Source organism: Sphingomonas faeni (assembly GCF_003053745.1).
Classification (GTDB): domain Bacteria; phylum Pseudomonadota; class Alphaproteobacteria; order Sphingomonadales; family Sphingomonadaceae; genus Sphingomonas; species Sphingomonas faeni.
In genome coordinates, this window is the sequence record NZ_QAYE01000015.1 from 20,334 (window position 1) to 40,521 (window position 20,188).

Consider the following 20,188-nt stretch of genomic DNA (forward strand, 5'->3'; position numbering starts at 1 on the left):
GCTCGGCTATTCCTGGGTGATGGGAAAATGGGCGCTCGCCGCCTTCTACGATCAAGCGAATAACCGGCTTAGCCTACGGTTTCCGCTCCGCGGACCCTCCGTTTTTTCGCTTGATCGCGGCGCCCGCGCGCCCCTTCAATTCCCATCAGGAATTAGCCTGATCGATCGAAGGACAGGACCATGCAGAACATCGCGGAGTTTCGGATCATCGGGCGGGTTGGCAAGATCACCGAGCATGACAAGGTGACGAAGGTCAGCGTCGCCGCCAACTACAACCGGCAGGAGAACAGCGAGTGGGTGACGGACACGCACTGGAACGAGGTGACGGTGTTCGGCAAGCTAATCGAGCGAGCCGCCAAATCGCAGAAGGGCGATCTCGTCCATATCACCGGCCGGGTTCGGCAGAACTCCTACGACGTGGCCGATGGCAAGCGCTATACGGTCGAGCTGATCGCCGACGGCTTCGCGATCCTCGTCAAGGGGTTGGAGGACCGCGACTAGGTACGGTCGGGGCCGCCTACCGGCGGCCCTTCCCGCCTCCGCATTTCCATCTCGACGGACTCGCGCATGAAATCAGCAACCGTTTCTCCCGGGCGCAGCAATGCCTTGATCCGGGCCAATGTCCCCGGCGGAAATCGGGCCATCGTCTGCTCTGCGTTAATCCGCGGGCGACCGACCGAGCCGAGCTTGCTAAAGTCATTCGTCGTCATAGAATTGTTGGTATCTCATATTGACGAGGATTTAGATACCACTTATTACAGGATCGGCCTTTCATCAAGGCGACGGAGGCTGAGGCCATGTTGGACCACCTACTAACGATCGGGTTTCTCGTATTCCTCGGCTGGGGTCTGCTGTCGGGCATGAGCCGCAGCGAGAACCCGCGCGTCTGGAGCGGCGACACGCCTGACGAGGAGGCGCGGCGCAACACGCGCACCGATTCCAACTACCGCGGCTACGACCATTGGAACAACTCGTCGGATCGTGGCTGGTAGGACGTGAAGACTATCGCCATCAACGTAGAAAAGGGCGGCGCGGGCAAGACGACGATCGCCTGCCATCTGGCATGGATTCTAGCCGACGCCGGCCATCGCGTTCTGTTTCTCGATCTCGATCGCCAGTGCAACGCGACCGCGGCGCTGGCAGAGTTCGAGAGCCTTGGAACGTGCAAGCCTCTGTTCGAGCCCCGCTACTCGCCGCCCGCTTCCGCGCCTCGCCTGTCGATCTACTCGAACCGCATGGGCGGCGAGTATGACGCGGATTACACGAAGGCGCTCGGAAACATCCGGACCAACTTCCCGCAGCTTGGTCCTGCGTTCGATTTCTGCGTCATCGACACGCCTCCCTCTTGGTCCTGGATCAACTTCGCGGCGCTGATGGTAGCGGACTCGCTGATAATTCCTGTCGAACTGGGGCCGTTTGGTCCGGCATCGACCAAGCAGGTGTCGGACTCGATCGCCACGGTAAACCAGCGCGGCCGAACGAAACCGATCCATGTCGCCGGCCTGGTCGCCAACCGCGTGAAGGCCAACGATCGCGCGCAAATGGAAATGCTCGCTGCGATCCGGGAGAAGGTCGGGAAAAACCTGTTCACCAGCTACCTCCCCGATCGCGCGCACTACAGCCAGGCGCTTCAAGAGCGCGTGCCGGTGTGGCGCTTGAACAAGGACGTGCGAGGATCGCTGCCGGCGATGCGCGCTTTTCTCGAGGAAGCCATGACCCGGATCGGGAGCAACGGATAATGGACTTCGACAATTTCGACGTCTTCAGTGACAAGGCCGAGGTCGCAGACGCGGATCGCGTTCTGCTCCTCGATCCGGATCAGCTCTATCCCGATCCCGAGAACGTCCGGCGCGACATCGATCCGGCAACGATCAACGAGATGGCCGGGACGATCGAAGCGCGAGGTCAGCTCCAACCGGTGACGGTCGCCCCGAAGGACGAGGAAGGGCGCTATCGCATCCAGTTCGGCGAACGTCGCTGGCGCGCGTGCAAGCAACTCGGCATCAAGGTTCGAGCGATCGTCGCCAAGGCGGATGATCCCGCGCAGGTCCGCATCGACCAATTCATCGAGAACGATCAGCGCGAAAACCTGTCGACCGCCGACGTGGTGGCCTTCGTCGCCAAGGAGGTTGCGTCCGGCCGCACGCTCGCAGATCTAGCGCGGCAGACAGGCCGGAACCGCACGCTCCTGACCCGGTATCATGGCCTCGCAAGTGCTCCCGACTACATTTCCGCGCTACTTGCCGATATCTCGATGCGGAGTGCCGTTGCCCTTACCCAGGCAGCCAAGGTGGACGATGCAGCGACCCGGACGTTTATCGCGAATACGGCGACCGAGGATATGACGGTATTGGCGTGCGAACGGTTGGCACGCGACGTGGGAGCGAAGAAGACCAGCGCGCCGACCGAGTCTGCTGCCCCGCCGCCTGTCATGCAACCGGGCGCGGATGGCGAACCCGAGAAAGCCAGCGACGAGACCCCGGTCGATCCTCCCGCTCCGACAACGGACAAAATTAGGGACGAGCTTGCCGAGCGCGCTCAGGACGCGACACCTGTCTCGTTGACGGCAGTCTCGAGCGCGAGTGCCCCTGCCCCCCGGTCCGCAAAGGCAAAGGGTGGCAAGCAGAAGATCGAACGGCCGACGATCGAGGTGGATGGTCAGCGTGCGATCGTCGTGGAAGCGCTGCTCCACTTCGATGGCGAAGACACGCCCCGGATCGTGAGCTGGCGCTGACCGCCGGCCGTTGAATGGAGAGCACCGGGGTGGTCTTCGCTCGCATCCGCACACCTTCTTTCCTTCCGCGAAACCGCTTCATTCAAGACTGACGATGTGTGCCACGTGGCACACTTGCGAGAAGGATTTTGGTTAGAGATGTTTTATGGCAGGATAGGTGTTGTTGTCGTTGCTGTATTACATTATCCCTTCAGGACATGACCGCAGCCTCGCAACCTGCATCCCCAACCAGGCCGACCGCGATGCTGACGGCGCGTATTGATCGCGACCTGTTGAACGCGTTCGATGCTGTCGCAGAGGGTAGGGGAGGGCGCAGCGCGCTCCTGCGGACTGTGCTTCAGCAGTCATTGAAGCGGGTGATCGACGCACCTCGGATCGCGCCACGCGCCGATGGTGCCGGTAACCGCGTGACGCTCAGCTTCACCGATGCCGAGCTGGCGCTGCTCGATCGGCGAGCGGCCGATCGCGGCGTCGACCGTTCGCGTTGGATCAAAGCACTGGTGCGACGTCATCTAGGATTAAAGGGCAACGTCGACGACGGTTTGCGCGATGCGCTCGCGCCGATCCGGATGCAGCTTCAACGCATCGGGCGAAACCTCAACCAGGCGATGAAGGCCGGAAACGCCTCGCTAATGGCGGATAGCGGCCTGCAGATCGAGCGGGAGCTGCGTCGCATTGCGGACATGCGCGAGGACATCACGGAACAGGTCGACGCGCTAGGCGGCGCGCTTCGTGGCGACGCCGCTTATTGGGAGGTCGCGGACTGATGCCCTTCGGCGAGCGCGAAGATGAGCTGTGGGAGGCGATGAAACCGCGGTTCAAGCCGCGCATCGTGGGCGATCCGAACGCGCGTTACGCCAAGAGCATCGTTAACGGCACAGGGGCATTCACGCCCCGACACAACGTCGCGCCGACAGCTTCGGCCGTTCGGGCCACTCTTGCGCGGGTTGTTCACCGCACGCCGGAGGTACTGGTCAAGGTGACAGGGCGGAAGAAGGGCGCGAAGCACCTAGCCGCGCATCTCGATTATATCGGCCGCCACGGCGACATCGCGATCGAGACACGGGATGGCGAGCGGATCACGTCGAAAAATGATGCGCATCAGATCGCGGACGAATGGTCCGACCCACTCTATTGGCGGCAGGGAACATCGGTTTCGGCCGTTGCGATGGTGTTCTCAATGCCAGCAGGCACGAACCCCGACAAGGTAAGGGAGTCCGTCAGGGAAGCGGCCGAACGATTGATTGGTGACAATCACGACTACGTCCTTGCGCTTCACACCGACACACCTAGGCCGCATGTTCATCTGACGGTTCAAGCCGAAGGAATGGACCGGAAGCGCTTCGATCCTAGGCGCGAGGATCTGTTTCGATTTCGCGAGGCGTTTGCCGAAGCGCTGCGCAGCCGCGGTGTCGAGGCAGAGGCGACGCCGCGCTATACGCGCGGACAGGGAAGGGCGGGCACCAGCATGGCCCTGACGCAGTTACGCGCGCGCATACGCAACGGTGCGTCCCGCCAACCTACCGATGCCGATCTGCGGCAAGCGCGCGAGGCGATGCAAATCGCTCTCGGCAAGGCCCAGCAGCCAGCGCTGGCGACCAAGACGCGGGCACGCTGGCAGGACACCAAACGGCGCTACGAGGCCGCGGCCGATCGCCTAGATCGCACCGGCAACCGTGAAGACCGCCAGCTCGCCGGCGACGTCCGGAAGTTCGTCCAAGAGCGTGCTGGTATTGAAACGGTGCCGGACATGATGCTTCGCGATGCCGAGAAACGGGTCCGAGACGCACGGGATCGTGCGCGAAACGAGGCGCAACCGGATCGGGATGTGCCACGTGGCACACCTCCACCACCACCCAGGCGGCGCTAGGCACAGAATTGCCCGACTTGGCTCTCGGATGACAACAAGTGGGACAAAGCCGTCGTTCGGGCAATCGGTGGTGAATGTCGGGTTTCGGATGAACTGGCCATTCGCGGAGCTTCCGAGATCGGCTCGGCAACGAGCCAGCCTGCACGGAAGCGACTTCACCGGGATTGGATCTCACGCCAAATTAGCAGCCGCTGCTCCCCTGACGAAAAACCTCACCTCCGAGGTTGTCGCGCACTTTCTCAATCCGACAGGGTATCTCGCACAATGGTGCGAACATGGAGCACCTACGCCACCGCCCGCGCCGCCATTCTCCAGAATTTGCAGTGCGCTGGGTCGACAAACATGTGTTTTCCGACAGTCTCAAGACGCTGCGGCAACCTATACCGGCGTCATGACCAAGATACTGGATACGGACAGGAGATCGCAGGGTTCACCTGAACCCTCATTTCTGCACCTGAACGACAGCGCTCGGCATCATCGGGTCGCCTGACGCAATGACGAGGTACCGGCGCATGTCGCCCTTCGCGTCGCTGACGATCTGGCGGAGCGGTCCGAGCGTGTTGACGATCGCGCCGCCCGCGGGATTGGTCATGAACTTTGCCAGAGGCTGGATCACGCCGCCACCATCAGCGCGGGAGGATAGCCCAAGGACATAGGGCATCTTTGGGCTGAGGCCCGCAACCGCCGCCTGCAGGATCTGGACTTGGCCTTGATCGAACAGCGTGACCTGGCTGCGGCCAGTCCCGGCGAGGGTCAGCTGGATCTTCATGCCGGCCTGTGCGAGCGGTATCAGGTTTGCACGGCCTTCGCCTACCGGCACCGCGCCGGGAACATAGGCCACGCCTTGCGGCCCCTGACCGATCGGAATCGTCGCGATGACGGTGTTGCTGGCGGTGTCGATCGCTGCAACAGCGTCGGCGTTCTCCAGCCCGACATAGATCCGCGAGCCGTCGCCCGACGGCCACAGACCGTGCGGCAGCGCGCCGACCGGGATGCTCGCGACCTGCACGAAGTCGGTGGTGCGGAACACCTTCACGACATTCTCGGTGCCGACCGTCACATAGGCGAACTGGCCGGCCTTGGTGCGGGCGATGTTGACGTGGTTGGTGATCGCGCCGGTGTCGAACGTCTTCAGCACTGCGAAGGGTGGCTTGGCGTCGAACACCATGACCTTGCCGACGTCCTTCAGCGTCAGCCAGACCTGCTTGCCGTCGGGCGTCGCGGCGATGTCGGGGCAGAACGGGCTTGCCTGCTTGACGCGACCGACGATCTTCTTCGAGGCGGTGTCGATCACCACGGTCTCGGGTGAGAAGCTCGAACAGACATAGCCGTATTTCCCGTTCGGCGAGAAAATCGTCATGCCGGGGCCGTTGGGGACGGGGATGCGCGTGGTCGGCGCGAAGGTCTTGCCGTCGAGCACCTGGATATAATCCTCGCCGCGCACCGCGACCCAGACTTCGCGACCGTCGGGGCGGAAAAACGCCTCATGCGGCGAGCGCCCGACATAGGTCGTGTGCTTCACGGCATTGGTCGCGGTATCGATGAACGTCACCGAGTTCGAACCGATCGAGATCGCCGCCAGCGTCTTACGATCGGGCGAGAAGCCCATGCCGTGGACAAGCAGCTGCCCCTTGTAGAGCGGGCTGAGGTTGGCGGGGGTCTGGTCGCCGAGCTTGATGACGCCGAGCAGCGTGTTGGTTGATGGGTCGATCACCGACACGGTGTTGGAGAACTGGTCCGACGTGTAGAACCGGTCCTGCGCGCTGACAGGGATGTCGGGGGTCGCATTGGGCACTTGCTGGGCAAACGCAGGGCCTGAAAAGCACAAGGCGGTGCAGGCGGTTAGGGTGAAACGCTTCATGGACGGTCTCCGTGATGGGGGTGACCAGTCGCGGTCGGTCCGGTGTGACGTGGCAACGCGCCGCCTTCGGATAGGATGCCCTGCATCACCGCGATTTCCTGACGCTGTTCGACGATGATCCCTTGCGCAAGCCGGCGCAGGCGTTCGTCCTTGCCGTAACGCAGCTCGATCTCAGCCATGTCGATCGCACCTTGATGATGCGGGATCATCATCCTTGCGAAGTCGCGATCGGGATCGTTTGAATAGCCGGTCATCATCGCGCCGTGCATCCGCGTCATCGCCGCATCCATCGCGGACGCGAAGCCGTCCGTTTGCGCGATAGCAGCGGTCGATACGGACAAGCCTATCGCCATCAGCAAGGTCATGCGTGATCTCATCGTCCTGTCCCTAGTTTTCCTGTTTACGACACGCGAGCGATGATGCCGATAATCGTTGCTAGCACGGCCATGCAGGCCGGGAGAAAGAGCATCTGTATAGCCGCTTCGCGCCCTGTGATCGTGCCCGTCAAGATATCGACCGGGCCCTTGATGAACTCCGAGAACGAACGGAGGGGTTCGCCGGGGGCGGGAGTATCGCTGAGTACGATGCCGCCAGCAATCAGACCGAAATACAGGATCATGAAGACCGACACGACCGTCAGGACGAGCGCCGTAGCTGCATCACGTGCGAAGAAGGTCCAGAAAGTCAGCAACATTGCTGCATACACGCCGACGAGCAAGCCCAACGTGGCAGGATGGACGCCGCGCGATGCGATGCCTGGAGCCGTTCTTTCCAGCTCGTCATAATTGCCTGCATCCGGCACGATTGCGAGATGTCGACGCACAGGCTTAGGAGCAACGAGTGTCTCGGTAGCGAGATCGTAGATCGGCTGTGTTGCCATGAGGAAGTCTCCGCGCGTCTCGATGAATGCCGAGCGTGACAGGATAGATGATTGCGGCGGGGCGGTCGGTCCAACGCATAACCACGGTCATTCCAATCATTTAACAGGAACGGTCGGCGATCTATAATCGCGTTTTCGTATTGAAATCATCGCGACCATGCGTTGGACGCGAGGGACATATCGGTCGATCTAGCGGCATCGGACCGGCACGATCACCCGCCGGGTCCGTGATAAGGATCAAACGATGAAAGCTGCGATCGTTCTGGTTGCCGCGATGTTGGCCTCCGTAGCGCCAGTCCCGGCGATCGCTCAGGCCTATTGGGCTGCACCTGCGGCGGACGACTTTCCCTACGATATCAAGGCGGTTCAGGCACCGTGGTCGAAGGCTGATATCGACCTCAGCCATCATGACCGGATCTATGTGTCTGACCCTACATCGACGAAGATCGTTGTCATCGATCCTGCAGCGGGCAACGAACTGGGACGGATCGACCTCGCCAAAAGCGCGATAGCTGAGCCCAGCTTTTCCAGCCCCAAAGTCCAGCACCTGGCTGCAACGCGTGACGGGCGGACCCTGGCGGTATCGGCATTAGCGCAGCACAGTGTGACGCTCGTAGATCTGGCCACGAACACGGAACGAGGCCGGACCGTGTTCCAGACGTCGCCTACCGCCGTCGCGTTTACGCCCAATGGGCACGAACTCTGGGTTTCGCTCGGCGATGAACATGCCATCGCGGTCGTGGATCCTAAGACAGCGCGGGAGATCACCCGCGTACCAGCAAGTGGCGGAGCGGGCGCGACCATCCTGTCGCCAAACGGACGCTATGCCTTTGTATCGCTTACTGAAAGGCCGTCCATCCTGGTTGTCGACGTCGAGCATCGGCGCGTCGTCGGACACGTTGCCAGCAACGGTGCAGGTGCGGGAGCAATCGCGGTCTCGCCAGATGGCAAACAGATCTGGGCAACACGCCGCGAGAGCGGCACGACCACGGTCTTTGCTGCCAAACCGCCGTTTGCGGTACGCGAAGTGATAAACACTGGTCCAGCAACGGGCGCGGTCAACTTCGCCCAGCGCGCAGACGATTCCTTTGCCTATGTCAGCGTTGGCGGCGATCAACCTGCAATCAAGGTCTATAGAACCGACAGCCTGGAGGCTGTGGCAACCGTCCCGCTACAAGCGGCTCCGAGTGCGGTTTGGCCGTCGGGCGATGGTACGAGGATCTATGCCAGCCTGGCCGGAACCAACAAGGTCGCTGGGATCGACACGCTGACGTACACCACCGTGTCGACGATCCCGATCAGTACGGATGCGCAGAGCCTGATCTACGTTCCTGGTGCCGTAAGATCAGGAAAAGGTCTCGCCAATCTGGTGCCATCCGGGCGCGATGCGGCGCTTGCCCTGGCGGCGCGTTGATCGGTCTCACACCGTCTGTAATCTCCCAACGAAAGCCCTTTCCAAAATGACCAAGCCCCCCGTCAGGATCGCGATCAGCGGTGCCGCAGGACAAATTTGCTATTCGCTGCTCTTCCGGGTCGCGCAGGGTGACGTGTTCGGACCGGACCAGCCCGTTATCCTTCAACTGCTCGACGTGCCGCAGGCGCTGGACGCAGTACGCGGCGTGGTCATGGAACTGGAGGATTGCGCGTTCCCGCTGCTGGCAGATGTGATCATTACTGATGATCCGATGGTGGCTTTCAAGGACATCGATGCGGCCATGCTGGTCGGGTCTCGTCCCCGCTCGAAGGGCATGGAGCGCCGTGATTTGCTCGCTGCCAACGCAGCGATCTTCAAGACGCAGGGCGCAGCGCTGGACGCAGTGGCCAAACGCGACGCCAAGATCCTGGTCGTCGGTAATCCCGCCAACACAAATGCCTGGATCATTGCGCAAAGCGCACCGGGTTTCCCTGCCGAAAACATCACGTCGATGATCCGCCTCGATCACAACCGCGCGCAGGGACAGCTTGCGGCCAAGGCGGGTGTCGGTGTCGATGCGATTACAAAGCTCGTCGTCTGGGGAAACCATTCGCCGACGATGTTTGCCGACTGGGGGAATGCCGAACTCGATGGCCAAAAGCTTGCCGACCGTATCGGAAACGAGGCCTGGTACCGCGAGACCCTGATCCCCACCGTTGCGCAGCGCGGAACCGCGATCATCGAAGCACGGGGTGCGTCCTCGGCAGCGTCGGCAGCAAATGCGGCGATCGACCATCTGCGCGATTGGGTGCACGGCGCAGGCGACAATTGGGTGTCGATGGGCGTGGTGTCAGATGGCTCCTACGGTATCCCGCAAGGGCTGGTGTGCGGCGTGCCGGTGCACTGCAAAAGCGGTGGGTATGCGCGTATCGAAGGACTGATCCTCGATCCATTCCAGCGAACGATGCTTGATCGCACGATTGCCGAACTGGTCGATGAACGTGAGGCGGTTATCGACATTCTGAACTGACCGATCGGTATATCTGATTGGAATGACCGTAATCTTTGGTTGGTGCGATTGATCTCCTTTCCCTATCATTGGGGCAAGGAGATCGGGCATGACCCTGGAACAACTCAGGATTTTCGTCGGTGTCGCTGAGCGCGAGCACATGACGCGCGCGGCCGAAGCGCTCAATGTGACGCAGTCAGCTGCAAGCGCTGCCATCGCCGCGCTGGAAGCCCGGCACGGCGTGCCGCTGTTCCACCGGGTCGGCCGTGGGATCGAACTGTCCGAAGCGGGCCGCATGTTTCTGGTCGACGCACGCGCAGTGCTTGGCCGTGCCGCCAGCGCGGAACTTGCACTGGCCGAATATGCAGGACTGGAGCGCGGCACTCTGCGGCTAGTCGCAAGCCAGACGATCGCGGGCTATTGGCTGCCCCGCCAGCTGGCCGCGTTCCATGCGCGCTACCCCGCGATCTCAATCGAACTGGCGATCGACAACACCGAGGGGGCCGCGGCGCGCGTGCTCGACGGTGCGGTCGAGCTCGGCTTCGTCGAGGGTGTGATCGACGAGCCCGCGCTCGCGCATTGGACGGTCGCGAACGACCGCATGGTGCTGGTAAGCGACCGCGCAGCCGACACGATCGACGAGGACTGGATCCGCGCCGCACGCTGGATCGTCCGCGAGCAGGGATCGGGCACGCGCTCGTCGTTCGAGGAGGTGCTGCGCCAGCGCGGCGTCGATCCGTCGGACCTCACCGTGGCGCTGATGCTACCATCGAACGAGGCGGTACGTAGCGCGGTCGAGGCCGGGGCGGGCGTCGCGGTGCTGTCGCAGCATGTCGTCGCACCTGCAATCGCGGCCGGCACGTTGCACGATCTACCGCTCGGTCTGCCGCGGCGTCCGTTCTACGCGCTGCGCCATAAAGAGCGGTATCGAACGCGGGCGGCCGATGCGCTGACCGATCTCATCAAGGAGACTGGCAAGTGACCGCCGATCTGAAACCCGTTCTCGATGGCCTGAAGCCCCTCAGCCGGCTCGACTCCCCGCGCGAGATGATCCGGCAGTTCACCCCCAACTGGTTCGCCGCTACGATGGGCACCGGCATTCTCGCGCTCGCCTTGCCGCAGGTGCCGGGCGTCGGCGCATCGCTGCACCCGGTCGGCGAGGCGCTGTGGTACTTCAACATCGCGCTCTTCACGCTGTTCGCCGGGCTCTACACCGCGCGCTGGACGATGTTCGGACACGAGGCGCGGCGGATCTTCGGGCACAACACCGTGTCGATGTTCATCGGCACGATCCCGATGGGGCTGGCGACGATCATCAACGGATGTCTTGCATTCGGCCTGCCGCAGTTCGGCGCGGGCGTGATCCCGATCGCCGAGACATTGTGGTGGATCGACGTCGCGATGTCGCTCGCCTGCGGTGTGGCGATCCCCTACCTCATGTTCACGCGGCACGAACATTCGCTCGACGGCATGACCGCGGTGTGGCTGCTGCCGGTGGTCGCGGCGGAGGTCGCAGGTGCGAGCGGCGGCCTGCTCGCCCCGCATCTGGCGGACGCGCATCACCAGTTCGTCGTGCTCGCAACGTCGTATGTGCTCTGGGCTTATTCAGTGCCGGTCGCGTTCGGCATCCTCGCGATCCTGATCCTGCGGATGGCACTGCACAAGCTGCCGCACGAGAGCATGGCCGCCTCGAGCTGGCTCGCGCTCGGTCCGATTGGCACCGGCGCGCTTGGGATGCTGGTGCTCGGCAGCAACGCGCCCGCGATCCTCGCCGCCAACGGCCTGGGGCAGATCGGCGCGGTAGCGCAGGGGATTGGCACGATTGCCGGGCTGCTGCTCTGGGGTTTCGGTCTGTGGTGGCTGGCGCTCGCGACGCTGATCACGATCCGCTACTGGCGCGCGGGCATTCCGTTCAACCTCGGCTGGTGGGGCTATACCTTCCCGCTTGGCGTCTACACGGTCGCCACCTTCAAGCTCGGCACGACGCTTCAGCTCGGCTTTTTCGGGATCGTCGGCACTGTCCTCACAGTGGCGCTCGCAGCAATGTGGCTGCTGGTCGGCGCCAAGACGGTCGCGGGCGGCTGGCGCGGGAACCTGTTCGTGTCGCCCTGCATCGCCCAAGCCAATTGATGGGCCGAACTGATCGTCCTGTCGGATCGAACCGTCGCATCCGATCGACCCGTACCGGGCAGACCGGCGGACGGGTCGCGCATAAAAGCATGACATCGAAGGGAGAATGCTGGTGGACAGCCTGGATATGAAATTGGCGCAGGCGACGAACCGCCGTCGCTTTCTCTCAGAAGCCGCGATCGGTAGCGGCGCGCTGATCGCCGCACCCGCGCTGGCGCAGAGCATGGTCGATCTGCATCTGCCAGGTGGCCCATCGGAACGGCCCATGACCAACGCGTTCCCCGGCAAGGGCAACATGATCCTCCAGCGTATCCACCCGCCGTTGCTGGAAACGCCGATGAGCGTGTTCAATGGCGACGTCTTCACGCCGAACGACCAGTTCTTCGTCCGCTGGCACTGGGCCGACATTCCGACCGCGATCGATGTCGAGGCGTTCCGGATCAAGGTGTACGGCGCGGTCACGCGTCCGCTGTCGATCTCGCTCGCGCAACTGCTGAAGCTGCCGCGCGTCGAGTTGGCGGCAATCAACCAATGCTCGGGCAATTCGCGGGCGTTGTTCCAGCCTCCGGTGGCGGGTGCGCAGTGGCGTCACGGGGCGATGGGCAACGCCAAATGGCTCGGCGTGCGGCTGCGGGATGTGCTCGATATCGCCGGCGTGAAGCCGGGCGCGGTCGCGGTGCGGTTCGGTGCGCTCGACCAGCCGGTGGTCGCGGGCGGACCGGATTTCGCCAAGTCGCTGTCGATCGACCATGCGCGCGACGGCGAGGTGATGCTCGCCTTCGGGATGAACGGCAAACAGATGCCGCTCCTCAACGGCTTCCCGGTCCGGCTGATCGTACCCGGCTGGTATTCGACCTACTGGGTCAAGATGCTGAACGACATCGAGGTGCTTGCCGCGCCCGACGACGGTTACTGGATGGCCAAGGCGTACAAGGTGCCCGCCACGCCCGGCGCGAACGTGCGGCCTGGCCAGAAGGATTTTCCGACCGTCCCCATCAACAAGATGATCCCGCGCAGCTGGGTCACGAGCCTCGACGAGGGGCAGGTGATCGCGTTCGATCGCTCGATCCCGCTGGGCGGTATTGCGATGGGGGGCGATTGCGGCGTCGCCAAGGTCGATGTGTCGACCGACAACGGCAAGACCTGGTACAAGACGACGCTCGGCCCCGATCACGGCAAATACAGTTTCCGCCGCTGGGATGCGCAGGTTCCGCTCACGCATGCGGGCCCAACAAAGCTGATGTCGCGCTGCTGGAACACCGCCGGCATCGCGCAGCCGATGACGCCGATCTGGAATCCGGGCGGGTTCATGCGCGGCAACATCGAAACCACCAACATCGTCGTCGGCTGAGGAGCGCACCGCATGAAAACGCCTTCCATCGGCACGCTGTCGTTCGGGTTCGTCGGCGCGACCGTCGTTCTTCTGCTCGCGATCGGTGCCCCGAACAGCCGCGTCGCCCCGCCGCCTGCGGCCCCGACTGCACCACCGCCGCCAAGCGTCTCGGCGCGCGGCTTTTCGCTGGCGTCCACCTCGGTCGATCTTCCGACCGACGAAGGTCAATATCCCGCCGGCCCGCATGCCGATGTCATCAATGCCAACTGCACGTCGTGTCATTCGGCGAGCATGGCGCTGAACCAGCCACCACTCTCTGGCGACCAGTGGACCGCGGAGGTCACCAAGATGCGCGAGGTCTACAAGGCACCCGTCGCCGCAGCCGACGTACCGGCGATCGTCGCCTATCTGACTGCCATGAGCACGAAGCAGCCGGGCGCCGCGAAGGGCAAGGCACAGGACCCCGATCCGAAGGCTGCGCCCGACGTATCGGGAGGATCAGGTTAAGCCATCAACTCACGACACGCGGTTTTGCGCGCGAAGTGCTGTGCGGCGTGTACGTGTCTCGCGCAGTGTCGCATCGGGCGCCAGACCGTCTGCCGGCACCTTGGGTATCGCAACGCGCTGCGACAGGTAGATGCCGTTGTGGCCCGAGCAGAGATAGGCCACGAAACAGGCGACGGCGATCGGCACCGCATAGGCGGCGCCGAACAGTTCGATTCCCATGAAGGTGCAGGCGAGCGGGGTATTGGCGGCCCCGGCAAACACCGCGACAAAGCCGATCGCGGCGAACAGGCCCGTCGGCACGCCCAAGAAAGGCGCCAGCGCGTTACCGAGCGCTGCGCCGATGAAGAACAACGGCGTGACTTCACCGCCTTTGAAACCCGCGCCGAGCGTGACGACGGTAAACAGCAGCTTGATCGCCCAACTCCACGGATGCGTGTCCGGTCCGAAGAAGCTGGCGATGGTAAGGCTGTCGGGCCCCGCTGCCAGGACACCCAGGCCCAGATAGTCGCGCGTGCCGAACAGGAAGACGAGCGCGATAACGACGGCCCCGCCGATCACTGGACGTAGTGGACCATAGGGAACGATCCGCTTGAGCCATCCCCCGACCACGTGGTTGGCTTCGGCGAAGGCCAGACCGACCAGTCCGAATATGATCCCCGCAACACCTGCCTTCGTCACGAGCAGCGCATCGACGGGTATCAACGCACCGATCGGGTAGACACCGTGATGGATACCCCAGGCGAGGCACGTCCAATCGCCGACCAGCGCTGCAACAAGGCAAGGCACCAGCGCGGAATATTCAACGCGGCCGATCGCCAGCACTTCGAGCGCGAAGACCGCTCCTGCGATCGGCGTGCCGAAGACCGCGCCGAACCCGGCTGCGATCCCCGTCTTCAACAGGATGCGCGTGCCGCCCGCATCGAGGTGGAGCGCGCGGCCGAAACCGCTGGCAAGGCTTCCGCCTAATTGGACGGCGGTGCCTTCACGTCCGGCCGAGCCACCGAAAAGATGCGTCACCACTGTGCCGAAGAAGATGAGCGGCGCCATCCGCAGCGGCACACCGCCGCCCGGCTCGTGGATCTGCTCGACGATCAGGTTGTTGCCGCCCTCCACCGAGCGCCCGGTGAGATGGTAGAGCAATCCGACCACGAACCCGCCCACCGGCAGCAGATAGAGCAGCCAGGGCGATGCGAACCGCAGTCGCGTAACGGTATCGAGGCTCAACAGGAACGCCGCACATAGCGTCCCGACGAGTGCCGCCATGGGCAGCAGGATCAGCGCCCAGCGCAGGACAGAGATCGCATGGTCGTGACGATCGCGCACAAATGCCGCAACGTTCAGCGTGTCGACCAGATTGCGAAAGGTAGCGCGCACAATTCCTCCTTGCTGCCTGACGGCGCCAAGTAGGAATCATCAGCTCATGTCAGAGCGGTTCGGCCAAATTGCCCGGCAGAAATCCATTGCCGAGGTCGATGTATGAGACGTTGGCCCCAACCGTCAATGGGCATGTTGGTCGGGCAAATGCTCGGACCTGTCAGTCGCCAGGGTCTATCTGAGCCCGTTATATGGACCGACCCGGGTACGCTACATGCGGGACCGATCGGTTTCGACCCGCGCGTCGTTTTCGGGCTGCGTCACAAGGGGCGATACCGCACGAAAGCCGCCGATGCGCTGCCGGGTCTGATCGGCCCGTAGCGTGGTTAGCGCTGCTGCGCTACGAGCGCGCCGTCCAGATGCCGACGAGCGCGGCCAGCGACACGAGCATAAGAAACCCGTTCATTACCAGGAGCCACGCCGCTGGCAGGCGCTTGATGTCGGGTCGTGGCGGCGGGGCGCCGGCACCCATCTCGCGCCACACCGCGGCGACAAAGCAAAAGGCGCTGAACAGGATCAGCATGGTCCCGGTCGCCGTCGCCAGCCACGGGAACACGACGTCCTTGAGCAGCGCGCGCGCGCCGATCCCGGAAGCGAGCGCCGCCAGTCCGGTACGCACCCAGGCGGCATAGGTGCGTTCACCGGCGAGGATTGTGCGGTCTGCGGCAAGCTCCGTGCGACGATCAGCGCTGTCCACCTGCTGGACTGCGCTGTCCTTCAGCGTGCTCGCGCTCTCCGCCAGCTTCGCATGGGCCCGATCGGCGTCGTGCGGCGCGTCCATCAGCCGGCGGTGACGGTGATGCGATGCCAAGCCGTCGAGAGATAGCCGGCGAAGTTCCAGATCGCTTCGGGCCGTTCGGGCTGCATCTGCCCGGCACCGTCGACGGCGCGCACGACCAGGACGTGGAGCCCGGGCGAGAGATCGACCGTGACGTGCCACTGCGTCCAGCTCCAGGGTGAATCCGGTTGGCTGGTCAGTTCCGCCTGCAGCCAGTCGGTGCCGTCATTGACGGAGACCTCGACGCGCGAGACCGCTCGGCCGAAGGCGACCGCATAGCCCGCGATTTCGCATGCGCCGGCGCCGATATGCGCGCCGTCCACGGGGGCGCAGATCGCAGCGTTGAGCGGCATCTCCTCGATCGTCAGGCCCCGGTCCCAATCCGCGTCCTCCTTCGCTACCGACGCCGGAAAGAGCTTGTAGTCCTTGGCCTGGATCGGCGCATCGGACGGGCGATCGCGCACCTCGATGCGCGTCAGCCACTTGGCGCTACGAACGCCCGCATAGCCCGGCACGACGAGCCGCAGCGGTGCGCCATGTTCGGGGGCCAGCACCTCGCCGTTCATGCCCCAGGCGATGAGCACGTCCGGCTCTAGCGCCTTGGCGATCGAGATCGAGGCACCGAACGGCGCCGTCTCACCATCGACATCCACGTCGTCGGCCCCCGTAGTGCCGACGAACGACGCGCCATCTTGGATGCCGGCCGCGGCGAGTACGTCGCACAGTGCGACGCCGGTCCAAGCCGCATTGCCGATCGCGCCCACGTCCCAGGGATCGCCCGAAGTCTTTTCCACGTCTTGAAGATGTGCCCGACGATTGCCGGCGCACTGCATGGTCGCGGTCACTGTCCGGGTCGCAAATGCCGTTTGAAGTTCGGCGACCGTGTAGGAGCGCGGGCGGTCGACCAAGCCGTCCAGCGCTATACGATGATCGTCGGCCAGCTCCGGCGTAGGTCCGTGACTGCGGATGTAGAAATTCGCCTGCGGCGTCAGGAAGGACGTGATCAGTTTATCCGGAGGCGTTTCCGCATTGAGCGGCTCCGGACAGCGGAGGATTAGATTCTGTTCGGCGCGATCGGATGCGGTCATGCAAGCGGCCTACCATGATGAAATCAATAGCGAAATTGATCGTTTGGCTGGACGATGTCACCCAGACTCTTTCGATAGCCTATCCCTTTCTAGACGGGGGGAGCGATCGCCATGCCGTCGCGCAAGAGGCGCCGAGTGCAAGACAGCCTTTCCCGTAGATCGACTCAATGTGGCTGAGCTTGCTACGACGGCTTTGTCCCAAAAGTCGTCGCTAGGCACCAGGGATGACGGAAAACCCTATCGCCATCGCAGATGCGCGACAAACGGGTGTTTTCCGCCACGGCAGGTCCCGCCCCCTTTGACTCAGCAGGGGGTTGGCCGGGATGGGTCGCAACGCCAAGCGTTGGCTCTGCGCGGCGTGAGTGGCAGGTTACGCAGAAAGCCGCCCTTCACGCCTTTGCTGGTGTATGGCGTGAGTTGGTCGCAAGCGGTTACTCCTGCCTTCCCCAAAACGAACCTGTAGCCGGCGGCTGCCCCTTCCGATCGCACTGGCGGTCGCCCGCAGGTTCGGCTTTCCAAACCCTGTTTCTGATTTCGCTTTCTTAAAACTGCCATTTAGAGCCGGGTAAACGGGAATGTGTGCCACGTGGCACACCCGCTATCACCGGCCCCCGATCGAGCGCGACTTCTCGTAAATCACTTCCTGGGTCATATCGCGGACCTGCTGATCCTGCTTCTGCTTGACCTCTACGCCGGCGATCCGCTCGCCCCGATCGATCCGGGCGGCGACCTCCTCTTTGCGCTCTGCGACGAACTCACGCTGCTTGGTATGCTCACCCGGGAAGCGATCGGCCGCCACCACCATCGCCAGTGCAACGTGGCTTTGCGCCTTACGCAACTCGGGGTCTTTGGCATTTTGCACATCCGTCTGTCGACGAAATCGCTCGGCTAGATCGTGTCCGGGGTCGGGCTGCTCCTTAGCGTCGCGAACCTGGTTCGCAGTGCGAGCGGCCTGCGCCTTCGTCGGCATCGCGCCAGGTTGGCGAGCCTGTTCACGTTCGGCAGCAGCCTTCGTCTTGGCGTCCGGCTGATACCCGTCGATCTTGAGCCCCTGCGCCGTAGCCGCGAGATACGCTGCCCGCTTAAATTCTTCGTCGCCATCGATCCGAAGCGACGTCCACCCATTCTCTTTGGCGAGACGGATCAGATCGGGCAGCGACTCCCTATCCTTGGCCTTTATGCGATCGGGAGTGATCGTCGCCATCGGCTCTTTGTCGTGTGGGCTCCGGTAGAGCTTGTCGCCGACCCGCAGGAACCGCGATTCCAGATCGGACGGCACCTCCATCGTTCGACGGCGCCGATCGGCCTCAACGCCGGCAGTGTCGGTCTTTTGATCCATGTCACCGCTCCTGTTCGATCATACCTACAAGTTCGTCGCCCCGTTGCTCGGTCGACACGTCAATGAGCATGTCGGGGAAATCCTGAATGACGACGCTATCCATCGCGAATGACATCGGATCGGGGTCAGTGAGCTGGTCGAACGTCGGCTCAACGCAAGCCGGCAGCTCCTCAAAGTCATCGATCCGCTGCGGGATCGGGGCCACCACCGGTGCCTGCGCCAGCCGGCTACGGAATAGGGCATCTTCGAAATACCGAATCTTGTCGCCATGAATGGGGGGGATGCCGCCCCTCAGCAGAAGCAGTTCGGTATCGGGGAATTGCATCAGCTCTTGCGGCAGCAGGAGAGCGCGGCGCTGATCGGACATGGACTTGGAGCGGTTGGCGAGGATGCCGTGAATGGTCAGCGACTTCGTGACGGATTCCTGACCGACATATCCGATCCGCTCGGATAGCTCATTTGCAACCCGCAGCTCCTTGGGCGTGAAGGCGACTTCTATGCCGCAATTGGCGACGATCTCGTTGGCGACATGCTCGCCATAAACCGCGCGGAGCTGCGATCTGGACTGGATCACCGGCAAAAGGCGGATGCCGTAGCCAGCAACGTAGGAGAAGGCGCTGGCGATCGTCTGCGCGCGGCCGATGCGTGCAAACTCGTCGAGGATGACGAGAACCTGTAGCGGCGTTTGTGTACCCGGCAGCTCGCGCACGTTGAGGTCGATCAACTGTTGAAACAGCAAATTGTAGAGCGGCGCGACGCGATCCAACTCGTCGGGCGATACACCAAGATAGACCGACATAGGAGTGGTGCGCAGCTCGCGTAGATCGAAATCGCTCGTCTCCGTCGCCGCGTCGACCCGTGGATTGAGCCATAGGCTCAGCTTGGAGGTGACGGTCTGCACGATGCCTGCGAAGGTATTGTCGGCGCCGGACGTGAAGTCGGCGAGGGCGTTGCGGCAGCCTTGCGACAAATCGTGCCGCTCCTCGAGAACGCTGCGGAAGAACCCGCGCGTGTCGCCCGTCGTCATCAAGCGGTAGATCGAGCCGATGGTGAACGGCCGATCGGAAACCGCGAGATAGGCACCCACCCCGACAAAGGCGGTCCGTGCCGAGTCCGTCCAGAACGGCTCGCCGCGTTCGGGCGCGACGAACAGCATCGTCGCGATCTTCTGCAGCTCGATGATTACCTCGTCGGGATCGATGCGGTCGATGTAGCCGAGCGGATTGTAGCGGGCGGTTCGGCCGTCCGGCTCGGTCGGATTGAACAGGTAGACGGCTTGGCCGTGCTTCTCGCGAAAGCCGGCCGTTGCATCCCAATTTTCGCGCTTTACGTCGAGGACGACGACGGATTCCTGCCATGACAGCAGGTTGGGAATGACGATGCCGACGCCCTTGCCGGAACGGGTAGGGGCCTCGACGATGCAATGTTCGCTCCCCCCGAACGTGAGGAATTTGCCGCCTTTCTTACCCAAGACGATGCCGTTCGCGGCACGGAAGCCGGCGCGACGGATCTCGCTCTCCCGAGCGAAGCGCGCCGCGCCATGCAGGGGCGGTTTGAGTTTGGCGAACCACCAGATCGTGATCGCCGCCAGGAAGAGCCCGATCCCCATACCGGCGCCGAAAGCCTTCAGCACGACTGGATCGTGCCGGTAGTACCAGAAAAACGCCGGCATCTTGAGCGGGTCGAACTTGGCGCTGGGAAGCCCGAGATATATCCAGGCGATGACAGAGGCCATCAGGAACGCGACGACGAGCGCAACCGGAATGCCGAAGGCGAAGAGTGCGCGCCGGTTAGGCTGCATGACGCCCTGCCGGATCGTAGTAGATCTCCGTCATCCGGAACTTGCCGTCGACCTTCTTCATCTGGACCAC

The 20,188-nt window shown here is 63.2% G+C and carries 21 protein-coding genes and 1 riboswitch; of the genes, 12 read left to right on the forward strand and 9 right to left on the reverse strand.

The window, feature by feature from the left end; all coding sequences use genetic code 11:
• Positions 1 to 180 precede the first annotated feature (180 nt).
• On the forward strand, positions 181 to 501 hold the full coding sequence (locus C8J25_RS18900; RefSeq protein ID WP_107955908.1) for a single-stranded DNA-binding protein: 321 nt from the start codon (positions 181 to 183) through the stop codon (positions 499 to 501).
• On the opposite strand, the gene C8J25_RS18905 is transcribed toward C8J25_RS18900, so the two are convergent.
• Positions 498 to 710, reverse strand: a complete 213-nt coding sequence (locus C8J25_RS18905) for a YlcI/YnfO family protein (protein ID WP_107955909.1) — start codon at positions 708 to 710, stop codon at positions 498 to 500. The genes C8J25_RS18900 and C8J25_RS18905 overlap by 4 nt on opposite strands.
• A gap of 87 nt (positions 711 to 797) precedes the next feature.
• Here C8J25_RS18905 and C8J25_RS18910 point away from each other — a divergent pair, with 87 nt between their 5' ends.
• From C8J25_RS18910 to C8J25_RS18930, 5 genes are all read left to right on the forward strand, one after another.
• Positions 798 to 992 carry a hypothetical protein gene (locus C8J25_RS18910; protein WP_107955910.1) on the forward strand — a complete coding sequence of 65 codons (195 nt, stop codon included), beginning with the start codon at positions 798 to 800 and terminating at the stop codon, positions 990 to 992.
• A gap of 3 nt (positions 993 to 995) precedes the next feature.
• Entirely contained in the window at positions 996 to 1,739 is a 744-nt protein-coding gene (locus tag C8J25_RS18915; RefSeq protein ID WP_107955911.1) for a ParA family protein, read from the forward strand.
• Positions 1,739 to 2,734, forward strand: coding sequence for a ParB/RepB/Spo0J family partition protein (locus C8J25_RS18920; RefSeq protein ID WP_107955912.1), 996 nt, complete (start codon positions 1,739 to 1,741; stop codon positions 2,732 to 2,734). The genes C8J25_RS18915 and C8J25_RS18920 overlap by 1 nt, the downstream gene beginning before the upstream one ends.
• A gap of 197 nt (positions 2,735 to 2,931) precedes the next feature.
• Positions 2,932 to 3,501 carry a hypothetical protein gene (locus C8J25_RS18925; RefSeq protein ID WP_244187221.1) on the forward strand — a complete coding sequence of 190 codons (570 nt, stop codon included), beginning with the start codon at positions 2,932 to 2,934 and terminating at the stop codon, positions 3,499 to 3,501.
• Positions 3,501 to 4,604 (forward strand): relaxase/mobilization nuclease domain-containing protein, encoded by a 1,104-nt coding sequence (locus C8J25_RS18930; protein ID WP_107955914.1) that lies wholly within the window; start codon positions 3,501 to 3,503, stop codon positions 4,602 to 4,604. Before C8J25_RS18925 ends, C8J25_RS18930 begins: the two co-directional genes overlap by 1 nt.
• A gap of 442 nt (positions 4,605 to 5,046) precedes the next feature.
• On the opposite strand, the gene C8J25_RS18935 is transcribed toward C8J25_RS18930, so the two are convergent.
• The 3 genes from C8J25_RS18935 to C8J25_RS18945 are packed head-to-tail and all read right to left on the reverse strand — an operon-like array spanning position 5,047 to position 7,345.
• Complete coding sequence (locus tag C8J25_RS18935; protein WP_037535052.1) at positions 5,047 to 6,465, reverse strand: YncE family protein; 1,419 nt, start codon at positions 6,463 to 6,465, stop codon at positions 5,047 to 5,049.
• On the reverse strand, positions 6,462 to 6,830 hold the full coding sequence (copM, locus tag C8J25_RS18940; protein WP_008828623.1) for a CopM family metallochaperone: 369 nt from the start codon (positions 6,828 to 6,830) through the stop codon (positions 6,462 to 6,464). Before copM ends, C8J25_RS18935 begins: the two co-directional genes overlap by 4 nt.
• 35 nt (positions 6,831 to 6,865) lie before the next feature.
• Complete coding sequence (locus C8J25_RS18945; protein WP_043150680.1) at positions 6,866 to 7,345, reverse strand: hypothetical protein; 480 nt, start codon at positions 7,343 to 7,345, stop codon at positions 6,866 to 6,868.
• Positions 7,346 to 7,589: 244 nt separating this feature from the next.
• Between C8J25_RS18945 and C8J25_RS18950 the strand changes: the two genes are divergently transcribed.
• The 6 genes from C8J25_RS18950 to C8J25_RS18975 all read left to right on the forward strand — a co-directional run bounded on the left by C8J25_RS18950 (position 7,590) and on the right by C8J25_RS18975 (position 13,738).
• Positions 7,590 to 8,759, forward strand: coding sequence for a YncE family protein (locus C8J25_RS18950; protein WP_051583499.1), 1,170 nt, complete (start codon positions 7,590 to 7,592; stop codon positions 8,757 to 8,759).
• Entirely contained in the window at positions 8,731 to 9,789 is a 1,059-nt protein-coding gene (locus tag C8J25_RS18955) for a malate dehydrogenase (RefSeq protein WP_244187222.1), read from the forward strand. The genes C8J25_RS18950 and C8J25_RS18955 overlap by 29 nt, the downstream gene beginning before the upstream one ends.
• Positions 9,790 to 9,877: 88 nt before the next feature.
• A complete protein-coding gene (locus C8J25_RS18960; protein ID WP_019054677.1) occupies positions 9,878 to 10,750 on the forward strand; it encodes a LysR family transcriptional regulator in 873 nt (290 codons plus the stop codon).
• Positions 10,747 to 11,898: a TDT family transporter gene (locus tag C8J25_RS18965; protein WP_107955916.1), complete on the forward strand. Its 1,152-nt coding sequence runs from the start codon at positions 10,747 to 10,749 to the stop codon at positions 11,896 to 11,898. Before C8J25_RS18960 ends, C8J25_RS18965 begins: the two co-directional genes overlap by 4 nt.
• Before the next feature lie 106 nt (positions 11,899 to 12,004).
• Positions 12,005 to 13,249, forward strand: a complete 1,245-nt coding sequence (locus tag C8J25_RS18970) for a molybdopterin-dependent oxidoreductase (RefSeq protein ID WP_199860755.1) — start codon at positions 12,005 to 12,007, stop codon at positions 13,247 to 13,249.
• 12 nt (positions 13,250 to 13,261) lie between these two features.
• The gene (locus C8J25_RS18975; protein WP_107955917.1) at positions 13,262 to 13,738 is read left to right on the forward strand and encodes a hypothetical protein; all 477 of its coding nucleotides are present in this window, start codon (positions 13,262 to 13,264) and stop codon (positions 13,736 to 13,738) included.
• Between the two features lie 9 nt (positions 13,739 to 13,747).
• On the opposite strand, the gene C8J25_RS18980 is transcribed toward C8J25_RS18975, so the two are convergent.
• The 5 genes from C8J25_RS18980 to C8J25_RS19005 form a co-directional block, all read right to left on the reverse strand.
• The gene (locus C8J25_RS18980; protein ID WP_043150688.1) at positions 13,748 to 15,112 is read right to left on the reverse strand and encodes a voltage-gated chloride channel family protein; all 1,365 of its coding nucleotides are present in this window, start codon (positions 15,110 to 15,112) and stop codon (positions 13,748 to 13,750) included.
• A 23-nt stretch (positions 15,113 to 15,135) separates the two neighbouring features.
• A riboswitch (Fluoride riboswitch) is annotated at positions 15,136 to 15,212 on the reverse strand.
• A 240-nt stretch (positions 15,213 to 15,452) separates the two neighbouring features.
• Positions 15,453 to 15,923: a YidH family protein gene (locus tag C8J25_RS18990; RefSeq protein ID WP_208622645.1), complete on the reverse strand. Its 471-nt coding sequence runs from the start codon at positions 15,921 to 15,923 to the stop codon at positions 15,453 to 15,455.
• Positions 15,893 to 16,978: a sulfite oxidase gene (locus tag C8J25_RS18995; protein ID WP_043150693.1), complete on the reverse strand. Its 1,086-nt coding sequence runs from the start codon at positions 16,976 to 16,978 to the stop codon at positions 15,893 to 15,895. The genes C8J25_RS18990 and C8J25_RS18995 overlap by 31 nt, the downstream gene beginning before the upstream one ends.
• 601 nt (positions 16,979 to 17,579) lie before the next feature.
• Positions 17,580 to 18,263 (reverse strand): LPD7 domain-containing protein, encoded by a 684-nt coding sequence (locus C8J25_RS19000; protein WP_244187223.1) that lies wholly within the window; start codon positions 18,261 to 18,263, stop codon positions 17,580 to 17,582.
• Positions 18,264 to 18,318: 55 nt separating this feature from the next.
• A complete protein-coding gene (locus tag C8J25_RS19005) occupies positions 18,319 to 20,118 on the reverse strand; it encodes a type IV secretory system conjugative DNA transfer family protein (RefSeq protein WP_107955920.1) in 1,800 nt (599 codons plus the stop codon).
• Positions 20,119 to 20,188: the final 70 nt, after the last annotated feature.

Coding starts and splice junctions, on each gene's coding strand:
- C8J25_RS18930 (WP_107955914.1), top strand. CDS start 3,501: ATGCCCTTCGGCGAGCGCGAAGATGAGCTGTGGGAGGCGATGAAACCG.
- C8J25_RS18995 (WP_043150693.1), bottom strand. CDS start 16,978: ATGACCGCATCCGATCGCGCCGAACAGAATCTAATCCTCCGCTGTCCG.
- copM (WP_008828623.1), bottom strand. CDS start 6,830: ATGACCTTGCTGATGGCGATAGGCTTGTCCGTATCGACCGCTGCTATC.
- C8J25_RS19005 (WP_107955920.1), bottom strand. CDS start 20,118: ATGCAGCCTAACCGGCGCGCACTCTTCGCCTTCGGCATTCCGGTTGCG.
- C8J25_RS18950 (WP_051583499.1), top strand. CDS start 7,590: ATGAAAGCTGCGATCGTTCTGGTTGCCGCGATGTTGGCCTCCGTAGCG.
- C8J25_RS18975 (WP_107955917.1), top strand. CDS start 13,262: ATGAAAACGCCTTCCATCGGCACGCTGTCGTTCGGGTTCGTCGGCGCG.
- C8J25_RS18970 (WP_199860755.1), top strand. CDS start 12,005: ATGCTGGTGGACAGCCTGGATATGAAATTGGCGCAGGCGACGAACCGC.
- C8J25_RS18905 (WP_107955909.1), bottom strand. CDS start 710: ATGACGACGAATGACTTTAGCAAGCTCGGCTCGGTCGGTCGCCCGCGG.
- C8J25_RS18955 (WP_244187222.1), top strand. CDS start 8,731: ATGCGGCGCTTGCCCTGGCGGCGCGTTGATCGGTCTCACACCGTCTGT.
- C8J25_RS18945 (WP_043150680.1), bottom strand. CDS start 7,345: ATGGCAACACAGCCGATCTACGATCTCGCTACCGAGACACTCGTTGCT.
- C8J25_RS18935 (WP_037535052.1), bottom strand. CDS start 6,465: ATGAAGCGTTTCACCCTAACCGCCTGCACCGCCTTGTGCTTTTCAGGC.
- C8J25_RS19000 (WP_244187223.1), bottom strand. CDS start 18,263: ATGGAGGTGCCGTCCGATCTGGAATCGCGGTTCCTGCGGGTCGGCGAC.
- C8J25_RS18900 (WP_107955908.1), top strand. CDS start 181: ATGCAGAACATCGCGGAGTTTCGGATCATCGGGCGGGTTGGCAAGATC.
- C8J25_RS18960 (WP_019054677.1), top strand. CDS start 9,878: ATGACCCTGGAACAACTCAGGATTTTCGTCGGTGTCGCTGAGCGCGAG.
- C8J25_RS18910 (WP_107955910.1), top strand. CDS start 798: ATGTTGGACCACCTACTAACGATCGGGTTTCTCGTATTCCTCGGCTGG.
- C8J25_RS18920 (WP_107955912.1), top strand. CDS start 1,739: ATGGACTTCGACAATTTCGACGTCTTCAGTGACAAGGCCGAGGTCGCA.
- C8J25_RS18925 (WP_244187221.1), top strand. CDS start 2,932: ATGACCGCAGCCTCGCAACCTGCATCCCCAACCAGGCCGACCGCGATG.